Annotated in this window: 8 protein-coding genes; 2 read left to right on the forward strand and 6 right to left on the reverse strand. The window is 73.5% G+C overall.

Annotated elements, in window-relative coordinates:
- Positions 1 to 45: 45 nt before the first annotated feature.
- Complete coding sequence (locus AB0H87_RS28780) at positions 46 to 492, reverse strand: hypothetical protein (RefSeq protein ID WP_360152295.1); 447 nt, start codon at positions 490 to 492, stop codon at positions 46 to 48.
- Between the two features lie 47 nt (positions 493 to 539).
- Positions 540 to 1,436 (reverse strand): TIGR01777 family oxidoreductase, encoded by an 897-nt coding sequence (locus AB0H87_RS28785; RefSeq protein WP_360152298.1) that lies wholly within the window; start codon positions 1,434 to 1,436, stop codon positions 540 to 542.
- Between the two features lie 66 nt (positions 1,437 to 1,502).
- Between AB0H87_RS28785 and AB0H87_RS28790 the strand changes: the two genes are divergently transcribed.
- Positions 1,503 to 4,250, forward strand: coding sequence for an AAA family ATPase (locus tag AB0H87_RS28790; RefSeq protein WP_360152301.1), 2,748 nt, complete (start codon positions 1,503 to 1,505; stop codon positions 4,248 to 4,250).
- Here the strand turns inward: AB0H87_RS28790 and AB0H87_RS28795 are convergent.
- Together AB0H87_RS28795 and AB0H87_RS28800 are read right to left on the reverse strand one after the other, a co-directional pair.
- The gene (locus tag AB0H87_RS28795) at positions 4,247 to 5,431 is read right to left on the reverse strand and encodes an MFS transporter (RefSeq protein ID WP_360152304.1); all 1,185 of its coding nucleotides are present in this window, start codon (positions 5,429 to 5,431) and stop codon (positions 4,247 to 4,249) included. The two genes, AB0H87_RS28790 and AB0H87_RS28795, sit on opposite strands and share 4 nt — an antisense overlap.
- A gap of 382 nt (positions 5,432 to 5,813) precedes the next feature.
- Positions 5,814 to 6,989 (reverse strand): MFS transporter, encoded by a 1,176-nt coding sequence (locus AB0H87_RS28800; protein WP_360152307.1) that lies wholly within the window; start codon positions 6,987 to 6,989, stop codon positions 5,814 to 5,816.
- Between the two features lie 960 nt (positions 6,990 to 7,949).
- Between AB0H87_RS28800 and AB0H87_RS28805 the strand changes: the two genes are divergently transcribed.
- Positions 7,950 to 8,897, forward strand: coding sequence for an NAD(+)/NADH kinase (locus AB0H87_RS28805; RefSeq protein ID WP_360152310.1), 948 nt, complete (start codon positions 7,950 to 7,952; stop codon positions 8,895 to 8,897).
- Positions 8,898 to 8,915: 18 nt separating this feature from the next.
- Here AB0H87_RS28805 and AB0H87_RS28810 read toward each other — a convergent pair whose 3' ends face one another.
- Both AB0H87_RS28810 and AB0H87_RS28815 read right to left on the reverse strand, forming a co-directional pair.
- On the reverse strand, positions 8,916 to 11,702 hold the full coding sequence (locus tag AB0H87_RS28810; protein WP_360152313.1) for a discoidin domain-containing protein: 2,787 nt from the start codon (positions 11,700 to 11,702) through the stop codon (positions 8,916 to 8,918).
- A 42-nt stretch (positions 11,703 to 11,744) separates the two neighbouring features.
- Positions 11,745 to 12,017: hypothetical protein (locus AB0H87_RS28815; protein WP_360152316.1), on the reverse strand; the 273-nt coding region annotated here is incomplete at its 5' end.

Raw genomic sequence — 12,017 nt, forward strand, 5'->3', positions numbered from 1 at the left:
CCACCATCGGCAGCCGGGCGTGCGCGTACTCGAAGAACTTCGTGATCAGCGCCAGGTGTCCGTGTCGGCGTCGGTGTCCGGTCGGGCTGGTTCGGGCGGACCGGCGCGTTCGGCCGGCCCCGCCGGGCCCGCCGGGCGCGTCGTCCCGCCCGTGTCCGTTTCGGTGGCCGACGCTGCCGTCCCGCCCGAGTCCGGTTCGGTGGCCGGCGGTGGGCCCGCCTGGTCCGGTGGTGCCCACACGGACGTGGGCGGCTCCTCGGGCTGGGGTGGCCGCACCGGCTCCGGCGTACGCCCGGCGCTCTGGTGTCTGCCGCGACGCAGGAGGCTGTTGCGGCGGCGCTTCCTGGTGGTGTTGTCGCGGCGGTGCTTGGGCGTGGCGCGGTCGGCCCCGCGGCGGCGTGCGACCGCCAACGTGACCACCACCACCCCCAGGACGAACAGCACGCACGCCAACAGCGACAGTGCGTTGTTGTCGCCCGATGCCGCCGACATGCGGTCAGGCTATTCGCGGGCGGAACCGCAGTCTGCCGAATCGGCAGTCACCGATCCCGCAGGGCCTCCGTGAGCGCGGATCGGACGTCCTGGTGACGGAAGGGAAAGCCGGCACGGGTGAGCACGCCCGGGACGGCGCGGGTGCTCATCACCGCCAGTTCGGCCACGCCACCGACCACCAGCCGCACCCCGAACTCCGGCACGGGCAGGAAGGCCGGACGGTGCAGGGCGGCGGCGAACGCCTTGGTGAACTCGGCGTTGGTCACCGGCACCGGGGAGTTCACGTTGACCGGACCCGCGATGTCCGTGCGCTCGGTGAGCAGGAAGGCGACCGCGCGCAGCCAGTCGTCCAGCGAGATCCACGGGACCCACTGCCGGCCGCCGGCGATCGGGCCACCGATGCCGAGCCGGAAGGGGAGCATCTGCGGCTTGAGGAAACCCTCGTCCTTTTCCAGGGGTACGCCGCTGCGGAGCAGGATCGTCCGCACGCCGGCCTCCTCGGCCGGCCGGGTCGCGGCCTCCCAGACCCGGCACAGGTCGGGAAAGTAGCCCTCGCCCGGCGCCGCCGTCTCGTCGACGACCCGGTCGCCGGTGTCGCCGTAGACGTTGATGCCGCTGGCGCTGATGAAGGTCGTCGGGCGGTCGGTCCGCTTCGCGATGGCCTCGGCGAGCGTACGGGTCGGCTCGACGCGGCTGTCCCGCAGCAGCCGCCGGTAGGCCGGGGTCCAGCGCTGGTCGCCGATGTTCGCACCGCTCAGGTTGATGACGGCGTCGACGCCGTCGAGGGCGGACGGGTCCAGCTCGCCCGAGGCGGGCGTCCAGCGGATCTCGTCGGGCGCTCGCGGCGCGCGGCGGACCAGCCGCACGATGTCGTGACCGTGGAGCGGGCCGGTGATGAGCCGGTCGCCGAGGAAACCGGACGCGCCTGCCATGAGGATCCGCATGCCTGTCATTGTCGCCTGCCGTCGCGGGGTCCGGAGTTGTCGGTGGTCACGGGTAACCTGCTTGGCGTGCGGACGACGCGGGGAGGCGCCAGCCCGGTGATGATCGGGCGCGATCGCGAGCTGCGCCAGTTGCGGAAACTGGTCGCGGCCCGCCGGTCCGGCGTGGCGATGATCGCCGGCGAGCCCGGGGTGGGCAAGACCCGGCTCGTCCGCGAGCTGCTGTCCACCCTCGACGCCGACGCGGTGGTGCTCGTCGGCCAGGCCGAGCCCGGCTCGCTGTCCCGGCCCTACGAGGTGCTGATGGACGCCCTCGACGGCCGGGCGGGCGTCGACCCGGCGCTGCTGGCCGAGCTGGGCGACTCGGGCCGCAGCCCGGTCGAGCGCCTGCACAGCGGCGTGCGCCTGGTGAGCGAGCTGATCGCCGACCGGCCCGCCGTGATCGTCTTCGAAGACCTGCACTGGGCCGACTCCGAGAGCGCGGCGCTGTTCGAGCGCATCGCCGACATCGAGGGCCCGCAGGTGCTGATCGGCTCCTACCGGCCGGCCGAGGTGACGGGGCGCGACCCGATGACGGCGCTGCTGTCGCGCCTGGGGCGCCGCCACTCGGTGACGCGGCTCGACCTGCACCCGTTCGACGAGGCCGACACCGCGACGCTGCTCGCCGCGATCACGGGCCGCCCCGCCCCGCCGCGCGCGGTCGCCGCGCTGCACCAGCGCACGGGCGGCAACCCGTTCTTCCTCGAGGAGCTGCTCCGAGGTCACGAGGGCGACGACCTGGAGGCGGTCTACGAGCAGCCGCTGCCGTGGAGCCTGGCCGAGGTGCTGCGCCGGCAGGTCGACGACCTCGAGCCCGAGCAGCGCCGGATCGTCGAGGCGGCGTCGGTGCTGGGTCACCGGGTGCACTTCGACCTGCTGGCCGCGGTGACCAGCGCCGGCGAGGACGAGCTGATCCGGGCGCTGGGCGCGCTGGTGGCCCGCGACGTGCTGGTCGAGACCGGCGAAGACGAGTTCAGCTTCCGGCACGCCCTGCTGCGCGAGGCGATCGCCGGGCACCTGATCGGCCGGCAGCGGCGGCGGCTGCACGAGGCCGCCCTGGAGGCGCTGCTGGCCGACACCGACGGCCGCCTGCCGCACGACCCGGCGATGGTGGCGCACCACGCGCAGGCGGCGGGGCGCTATGACGACATGCTGGCGGCGGCCCGCCGCGGTGTCGCTCTCTACCTGTCGATCGGCTCCGCCTACCAGGCGCTCGAGCTCGCGGAGATGGGCCTCGCCGAGGACGCGGAGGACCCGTCGCTGCTGGCCGGCGCCGCGCGGGCGGCCTGGCTGGCCGGTCTGCTGCCCGATGCGATCGGCTACGCCCGGCGCTGGCGGGACCGCGCGGTCTCCGCCCCCGACCGCAACGAGGCGCTTTACCTGATGATCCGGCTCGCCTGGGAGGCCGACGAGCTGGCCGAGATGGACGAGCTGACCCACGAGGTCGAGCTGCTGATCGCCGAGCTGCCGGCCGGGGCCGACCAGGCGCTGGCGATGACCGCGGTCGCGCAGTCGTCGATGCTGCGCGACGAGACCGCGGAGGCGGTCGCCTGGGCCGATCGCGCGCTGGCCATCGCCGACGAGCTGGAGCTGCCCCGGATCCGCCTGGCCGCCCTGGTCGAAAAGGGCCTGGCGATGACGGAGTGGCCGTCCACGGCCGCCGAGGGCCAGGCGATCCTGTCGGGGCTGATCGACGAGGCGGAAAAGGCGGGGGAGTGGGTCCTCGCGGCGCGCGCCCTCAACGAGCTGGTCCAGGGCGTGCCGCCCAACTCGCCGGCCGAGCACGCGGAGCTCCTCGAGCGGATGCGCGTCGACGCCGAGCGGGCGGGCTTCGAGTCGCTGGCGGTGGCGGCCTACTTCCAGGGGCAGGCGCGGATCGCGGTCCGCGAGGGCGCGCTGGCGGTCGGCGTCGCGGCGTTGGAACAGGGCCGCGAGCGCGACCGGTCATATCTGCGCCGGGGCCGGTGGGCCGATTACCACGCGGTGTTCCTGGCCGGGCTCTATCTGGAGTCGGGCGACTGGGACCGGGTCGCCGAGATCATCGACCAGCTGCGCGAACGGCCCAATGTGGAGCCGCTGACGGTGCCGGGCCTGGCCTTCCACCTGGCCTGCCGCCGCCCTGGCTACGGCGACGTGCCGGCGCTGCTCGACGAGGTGCTCGCCGCGGTCGCCGACCAGAGCTGGCGGAGCGGTTCGCAGGCGCACGACCTGCTGTCGGCGGCGATCGAGGCCGGGCTGCCGGAGCCGCGGTTGCAGCACCTGGTGCGGTCGCTGGTCGACGAGAACGTGTGGGACGACTACCGGACGCTGGTCGACGCGCAGCTCGCCGAGGTCGGCGGGCGCACGGCCGAGGCGCTGGCGGGCTACCAGGCGGTCTGCGGGTCGCAGATCCTGCCACCGTCCGTGCGCGGCACGGCCGCGGTGGCCGCGGCCCGCTGCGCGCTGGCCCTGGGCCGCACGGCGGAAGCGGAGGTCGAGGCCGGCCGGGCCGCGGAGCTGCTGTCCCGCTGGGGCGGCTGGCGGGTGGCCGCGCTCGACCGGGTCCGCGAGCAGCTGGGCCTGGTCCCCCGCGACGGCGACCGCGCGGTCACGGGCGCGGCGGCCCTGACGCCGCGGGAACGCGAGGTGGCGCTGCTGATCGCCGACGGCCTGACCAACGCGGAACTGGCGAAGCGGCTCTACATCTCCCCGAAAACGGCCGCGGTCCACGTGAGCAACATCCTCCACAAGCTGGGCGTCTCCTCCCGCACCCAGGTCGGCGACGTGGTCGGCCGCTAGCTCCGCCGTGCACGCGGCGAGGTGACGGCCGCGGTCTCGGGGCGGCCGGTCGCCCAGACGGCCAGGGCGGCGCAGCTCGTCAGGATGCCGGTCGTCGTGATCGCCGGCCAGCCGCCGGCGGACCAGAGCGTGGTCGCGGCTGCCGAGCCGGCGGCGCCGCCCGCGAAGGTGGCTACGACGAAGGCCGTGTTGAGGCGGCTGCGCGCGGTGTGTGACGTGGCGAGGATGCGGGTCTGGTTGAGGATCGCGGTCGCCTGGAAGGCCACGTCGAGGGCGACGACCGCGACCAGCAGGAGGACGACCGAGTGGCCGGCGAAGGCGGCCGTGCCGTACGCGATCAGGATGACCAGCCACGCCGCGCCCGTGGCGGGGATCGAGTGGCCGGCGTCGTGCAGGCGGCCGGCGCGGCGGGCCGCGACGGCGCCGGCCAGGCCCGCAAGGCCGAACAGGCCGATGACCGAGACGGGGTAGCGGAACGGTGCGCCGCTCAGCAGGAACGTCAGCGCCGTCCAGAACATCGTGAAGACCGCGAAGCCGAGGGCGGTGAGGACGAGGGTCCAGCGGACCGTGGGGTCGCGCAGGGCCACGGCCGGGACCGAGGCGATCAGCCGGGGGTACGGGATCGCCGCCCTGGCCGGCAACGGTGGCAGCACGCGGTGGAGCACGACCGCCAGGATCGCCGTGAGGACCGCCGCCGCCGCGAAGACCGTGCGCCAGCCCGCGGCGTCCGCCAGCAGGCCGCTGATCGTGCGGGCGGCCAGGATGCCCGTCAGCAGGCCCGCGGCCACCGTGCCGACGACGCGACCGCGGTTGGACTCGTCGGCCAGGTCGCCGGCCAGCGGCATCAGGATCGGACCGGCCACAGTGGTCACGCCGAGCAGCGTGGTGGCGACGAGGAGCACGGCGATGGTCGGCGCCACCGCGGCGCACAGCAGGGCCGCGGCGCAGCAGAGCAGCACGGCGGGCAGCAGCCGGCGCCGGTCCCGGACGTCGCCGAGCGGCACGATCAGCAGCACGCCGATCGCGTAGCCGACCTGTGTCGTCGTCACCAGCCAGCCCGCACCGGCCGCGGACACGTGCAGGTCGTCGGCGATGAGGCCCAGCAGGGGCTGCGCCCAGTAGAGGTTCCCGACCGCGACGCCGGCGGTCACCGCGAAGAGGAACGTCAGCGTCGTGGTCATCGGTCTTGGCCCGTGACGCCGGGGGTCACCGCGAAGAGGAGGGTCAGCGTCGTGGTCATCGGTCTTGGCCCGTGACGCCGGGGGTCACCGCGAAGAGGAGGGTCAGCGTCGTGGTCATCGGTCTTGGCCCGTGACGCCGGCGGTCACCGCGAAGAGGAGGGTCAGCGTCGTGGTCATCGGTCTTGGCCCGTGACGCCGGGGGTCACCGCGAAGAGGAAGGTCAGCGTCGTGGTCATCGGTCTTGGCCCGTGACGCCGGCGGTCACCGCGAAGAGGAACGTCGGCGTCCTGATCATCGTTCGCGGCCCGCGGCTGCCGGGCGTCCGGGTCATCGCAGTCCGTTCGAGGGGGGTTGCCGCCCGGGCGCTTCGGTCTCGGCCGCATCAGTGGGCTTCCGGCACTACGACCAGCGCGCTGCGGCGGCCTGCCGCCCAGACCGTGAGGGCCAGGCAGCTCAGGATCAGGCCGGCGGCGGTGATCGCCGGCCAGCCGCCGGCCGGCCACAGGGCCGTCGCCGCCGCGGAGCCGAGGGCGCCGCCGATGAAGTTGGTGACCACGAAGGCCGTGTTGATGCGGCTGCGGGCCTCGTGCGAGACGTCGAAGAGCCGCGCCCGGTTCAGCAGCGAACCCGTCTGCAGGGCCACGTCCAGGGCGATGATCGCGACCACGAGGAGCACGACCGAGTTGCCCGAGAAGCCCGCCACGACGAATGACAGCAGGGCGAGCAGCCAGGCCGCGCCGGTGGCCGGCAGCGACCAGCCCCGGTCGTGCAGGCGGCCCCCGCGCTGGCCGGCGAGCACGCCCGCAAGTCCCGCCAGGCCGAACAGGCCGATGACCGTGGGCGGGTAGTGGAACGGCGGTGCGCTGAGGCGGAACGTCAGCGCCGTCCAGAACATCGCGAACACCGCGAAGCCGATCGCGCCCAGCAGCAGCGTCCAGCGGACCGCACGCTCGCGCACGGCGACCGTGCCCACCGAGGCGATCAGCGCGGGATAGCGCATCCGGGTCTTGGGCGCGAGCGGTGGAAGCGCCCGGTGGATCAGCGCCGCGAGCAGCACGACGACAACCGCGGCCGAGGCGTAGATCGTGCGCCAGCCCGCGGTGCCGGCGACCAGGCCGCTGACCGTGCGGGCCGCGAGGATGCCGGTCAGGATGCCCGAACCGACCTTGCCGACCACCTGACCGCGGCGCTCGGGTGCGGCCAGGTCACCGGCCAGCGGCGTGAGAATCTGACCCGCGACCGTCGTCAGCCCGAGCAGCGCGGTCGCCGCCAGCAGAAGGCCGATGGTGGGCGCGACCGCGCACAGCAACAGGGCCACGGCCGAGCAGAGCAGCATCCCGGGGACGAGCCTGCGCCGGTCGACCACGTCGCCGAGCGGCACGATCAGCAGGACCCCGATGGCGTAACCGACCTGCGTCGCCGTAACCAGCAACCCGGCGCCGGCGGGGGAGGCGCCCAGGTCGTCGGCGATCAGGTCGAGCAGGGGCTGCGCCCAGCAGAGATTGCCGATCGCGACCCCGGCGGTCACCGCGAACAGGAGGGTCAACCGCCGATCCATGCCCGGCGACCGCGGCGACTGCACCCGCCCATGCTCGCCCGCCGCGCCTCGGGCGTACGGGCTCCGCGGGCCCGAGCCGAAACACGAGGCGGTCGTAGACCGCGCGCAGGCCCGTGCGGTTCGCCAGGCCGGTGAGCGGGTCCTGCCGGGCCATGCTCTCCCGTTGCGAGGAGAGCTGGGCCAGCCGCTGCACCGCGACCAGCGGAATGATCGCCAGCGGCAGGAAGGCCACGTTGATCCGGGCGGCCAGCGCCAGCACGGGGCTGAGCACCAGCAGCGCCGAGTTGAACAGCATCTGGTCGCGCACCACGACCAGGGCGCGCCGCCACGGCAGGCCCTCGCCGAGCCGGGTGCCGAAGAACAGCACGCCGTAGACGGCCAGCCACGCGATACCGGCCGCGACGACCGACAGCGCGTCGGTGGCGAGGCTCGTGCCGCTGTTGTCCCGGAACGGGTCGGGCTCACCCAGCCACAGGATGACCGACGCGGCGCCGAGCGCCAGGGTGTAGCGGGCCGCGGCCACCGCCGCGTCGAGCGGTGTGCGGCGGAGCCGCCAGGCGATCACCCCGCAGGCGACGGCCTGCGTCGCGGCAGCGGGCCACAGGCCCCAGGTCAACAGGATCGCGAACGTGAAGCAGACGGTGGGGGCGATGGTCACCCGGATGCGCTCGGGCCCGATCTCGGCCGCGAACGCCTGCGTGCCCGCCAGCACCGCGAGGACCACCATCACCCAGAACGCGGCGCTACCGGCGTTGGCGGCGGCGTCGCCGAGGTGGGTGAGCAGGACCGCCAGCGCCGCCGCCAACGTGACCACGTTGAAGGCGATGAAAGCCGCGCGGTGTCGGGCCCACACCTCTCTCACCGTAGCCGCGTGCCCATCGCGCAATGTCCACGCTGAGGGCTTTGTCCCCTTTGCGCCATCGCGGCTGGAGTGAACCGGGCTCCGCGTACAGTGAAAAGATGATCTCCGTGGGTCTGGTGCTCCACCCGACCAGGGCGGTCGACCAGTCGTTGGCCACGATCGTCGACTCGGCGCAGGCCGACTCCGTGCGGGTCGTCGGGCGGGCGGTCGACCGGCCGCGGCTCCCCGATGGCGTCGACGTCGTCTCCGAGCAGGAGTTCCGCCGGCAGGTCGACGGCGTCGTCGCGCTCGGCGGCGACGGCACCATGCTGGGCGCGATGCGCCTGATGGTGGAGCGACCGGTGCCGATCCTCGGCGTCAACTACGGCAACCTCGGGTTCCTCGTCGAGGTCACGCCGGCCGGCCTGCCGGCGGCCCTGCACCGGCTCGCCGAGGGCGACTACACGGTCGAGCCGCACGCCGGGATGGGGGTGACCGCCGGCGACCAGAAGCGCTGTGCCTTCAACGACGTCGTGCTCGGCCGGGCCGGCCCGGGCCGCACCACGAACGTCGACCTGACCGTCAACGAGGTGCACTACGGCTACTACCGCGCCGACGCCGTCATCGTCGCCACGCCGACCGGCTCGACCGCCTACAACTACTCGGCCGGCGGACCGGTGCTCTCCCCGTCGTCGAACGCCATGGTGGTGACCCCGGTCGCGCCGATGTCGGGGATCAGCCGGCCGGTGGTGCTCGGCGGTGACGACCGCGTCGCGTTCCGGGCCGAGGACGAGCTCACCGTCGAGGCCGACGGCACCGAGCCGATGCACCTCCCCGCCGGCGAACGGCTCTCCGTGCACCTGCAGGCGGCCGCGGCGCAGGTGGTCCGGCTCTCCGTCGACGACTACGCCAACCGCAGCCGGGTCCGGCTCAGCCTGCTCGACCTGCCGCTGCGCCCGGACCAGCTGCTCGAGCTGATCCCGCTCGAACTGCGCCGCAACGTGGCCGCCGCGATCGAGTCGCCGCCCGAGGGCCGCCGGCCCGGTGACGAGCCGGGCCGGCGGTGATCCCCTACCCAAGGGGCCTCAGGGCGAGGTGACCGTGTAGGTCGCTCCCGCCTGCGTGGCGAACGTGATGACGTCGCCGCTAACCGTCGGCGGCACGGCGCCGCCGCCGACCCGGACCACCGTGACCGGCTGGCCGGGCCACGGGTTGCGCAGCCGGAGCTGCCGGCCCGCCTCGCTGGTGACGTCGACATAGGACACCCGGCCGCCGGAGAGTGCGCTGGAGACCACGAACGCGTCCTTCTCGCGCAGCTTGACGAAGCTGGCGCTCTTCGACGAGGGCCAGACCGGGAACACGCGGACCACGCCGTCGTCGCTCTGCAGCAGCATGTTGTTGACCGCCTCGGTCGCGCCGGACTTCTCCAGGCCGTGCCACTCGTCCCGGATCCGCAGGTTCGGGTCGGTCTTCGCGGTGATCTGCGCCTTCAGCTTGTCGATCAGGCTCTGCGCGGGATAGCCCACCCGGGCCGCCTGCGTGAACACCTTCGGGAAGCTGTTGTCCTGACCCCACGAGTTCATCGCGTCCAGCGTGTCGATCGCCCGCTGGCGGTCGGCGACCGGCGAGTTGAGGCCCAGGCCCTCGCCCGGGTGGATGAACTCGAGGTTGACCGTGTTGTCGCCGGGCCGGATGGCCCGCCCGTCCGAGACCGTGCCGGGGTCGCCGAGCGCATAAACCGTGCGACCGTTGTACGTCGTCGTCGCGATCGGCGGCAGCCCGTTGAGCATCTGCTGCCACAGCGGCCGCGACCCCGCGTCGAGTCCCAACTCGGTGCTGGCGGCGAGCAGCGAGGTCAGCAGGTACCGCAGCATCCCGACATCCAGGCTGGGGTTGCGTGCCCAGGTGCCCTCGTGCGGCCCGCCCCACGTCGTGTAGCGGCCGGTCGCCGCGTCGTACTCCATCCACCGGCTGAAGAACGTCGCGACCTCCTTCATGAACGGGTACGCCTTGGTCTGCAGGTAGGTCCGGTCCCGGGTGTAGTCCCAGTACGCGATGAACTCCACGACGTTGAAGAGCGCGTTGCCGACCTGCTGCCAGTAGTTGCCGTCGGGCGTACCCCCGAACGGGCTGATGCCCACCGGGAACAGCACGCCGCCGGCGATCCCGCCCGTGCCGAACCGCGGCGTCACGTAGTCCGACCTGACCTGTTGCAGCTCCTGGGTGGACCGGCGCCGGGCCTCCGGGAGGTACGAGATCACCGCGTCGATCATCGGCATGGCCAGGTCGGCCCGGTTCGACGAGTACGCACCGTAGAAGTTGGCGACGAAGTTGTAGTTCAGGTGGTAGTCGCCGCTGAAGTACGGGTCGTCCTTGGTGATCCAGAGCCCGTAGAGCCCCGGCGCCGTCTTGCCGTTTCGGGACGCCGAGCCGAGGAAGTACTGGGCCGCGTAGTAGAACCGCTCCAGCACGTCGTCGTCGAGGTCCACGTAGGACCGCAGCCAGTACTGCTTCCACCAGTCGACGTGACCGGTGTAGAGCCCGTCGAGCGCGGTGCCGGTCTGTGCCTCGGCCAGCGACCGAGCCCCGGGCGCCGGGTCACCGTTGTTGGCACCGCCGCCGGCGACCGCGGTCACCAGCCGCAGCGTCTGCCCGGGCGCCAGGTCGAACTGGAACCGGGCCGTGTTGCCGGACGCGGTCGGCGCGGCGACCGGGTTCGCGCCGACGAGCCGGCTGGCCAGCGCCGCCCGGGACACCCAGCGCGAGCCGCTCGGCGTGGTGCGGGCGGCCCAGGTCGTGTTGCCCGAGACGCCGGCTGTCTGCGTGAACCCGCCCATCGGGTTCGTGGCGCCCGACCAGGTGCGCGCCTCCAGCCGGACCGCGGCCGTGCCGGTCGAGCGGATCTGGGTGACCAGCAGGTTGTCGTTGGCGGCGACCCAGGTCTTGAGCACCACCGGCTGCCCGCCGATGGTCATCGTGGTGTCCACCTCGCCGCGCAGGATGTTCTGCTCCTCAAGGAAGGTGCCGCCGCCGGGGTTGCCGGGGCCGCCGCCCGCGCCGTACAGCTCGAACTGCCCGATCCGGGCCCGGGGGTTCTGCTGCGAGTCGGCGGTCGTGCCCTGGGTCGGCTCGGTCGCGACGAGCCTCACCCAGCGGGCGGTACGCGCCGCGAGCGTCCGGTCGGTGACCGCGGCCGTGTTGTTGGTGACGGTGTCCCAGGTCGACCAGTTCTGGTTGTCGGTCGACGTCGACACCTGGAAGTTCTTCGTGTTGTTGGCCGTCTCGGCGGGCCGGGCCGCACTGTCGTGCCGCGCGATGTAGCGGGTGAACGTCTTCGCGGTGCCCAGGTCGAGGGTGAGTGTCTGCGGCTTCCCGACCTCGGACACCCAGCCCTCGTAGCCCGGGCCCCACTGGCCGCTGACGGCGCGGGCCGGTGGGAACGACGGGTGCGAGCTGCTGGCCGTGGCGGTGGCGCCGAGGGCCAGGTTCGTGGAGCCGCTGCCGCCGCCGGCCGCGGCCAGCGTCACGCCGCCGACGGGTGCGATCGCCGGACCCGGGTTGCCGCGCCAGAAGTTCCCCTTGGCGACGAGGAACGTCTTGACGCCCGCGCTGCCGGACGAGGTGATGCCGATGTCGCCGTTGCCGAGCAGGGCCGTGCTCGGCATGCCGTTGACGATGGAGTTCACATAGGACTGGTCGGTCCAGCGGCCCTTGATGTTCGCGAGCAGCGACTGGATCGCCGCCCACTGCTGGTCCGGGGTCGGTGTCGCGGCGTGTGCCGGCGTGGGCGCGAAGAAGCCCACGCCGGCGACGACCGAGGCGACGACGGCTGCGGCTCGGAGGCGCCGGAGCGGTCGCGGTCGTGTGGTCACGAGTGTCCTTCCTGGTGCGGCGTGGCCACCGCGGAACGACCGTCAGCAGGCTCCCACGGGTTCGGGAGCCGGGCGCAGGTTGAGGTTCTCCAGCGTGCCGAGGTCCGGGGCGGTGACCGTGTCGGGATGGGGGTTGGTGGAACGCAGTGCGGTGAACCCGGGCTCCACGCCGAAGAGGCCGGCGATGACCGCCTCGGCGATGGCCGCCCCCGCGATGGAGTCCCGGTTGGCGACGCCGCGCCCGGCAACCCGGACCCGGCCGTCCGCGACGATCTCCATCGCCTGCCCCCACAGGCCACCGGACGCGGCCAGCGG

It is taken from the genome of Asanoa sp. NPDC050611, assembly GCF_040654855.1.
Lineage (GTDB): Bacteria > Actinomycetota > Actinomycetes > Mycobacteriales > Micromonosporaceae > Asanoa.

What these genes read in the sequence shown, in the direction of transcription:
- AB0H87_RS28780 (WP_360152295.1), bottom strand. Translation starts at nt 492, where the DNA reads ATGTCGGCGGCATCGGGCGACAACAACGCACTGTCGCTGTTGGCGTGC.
- AB0H87_RS28785 (WP_360152298.1), bottom strand. Translation starts at nt 1,436, where the DNA reads ATGCGGATCCTCATGGCAGGCGCGTCCGGTTTCCTCGGCGACCGGCTC.
- AB0H87_RS28795 (WP_360152304.1), bottom strand. Translation starts at nt 5,431, where the DNA reads ATGACCACGACGCTGACGTTCCTCTTCGCGGTGACCGCCGGCGTCGCG.
- AB0H87_RS28800 (WP_360152307.1), bottom strand. Translation starts at nt 6,989, where the DNA reads ATGGATCGGCGGTTGACCCTCCTGTTCGCGGTGACCGCCGGGGTCGCG.
- AB0H87_RS28805 (WP_360152310.1), top strand. Translation starts at nt 7,950, where the DNA reads ATGATCTCCGTGGGTCTGGTGCTCCACCCGACCAGGGCGGTCGACCAG.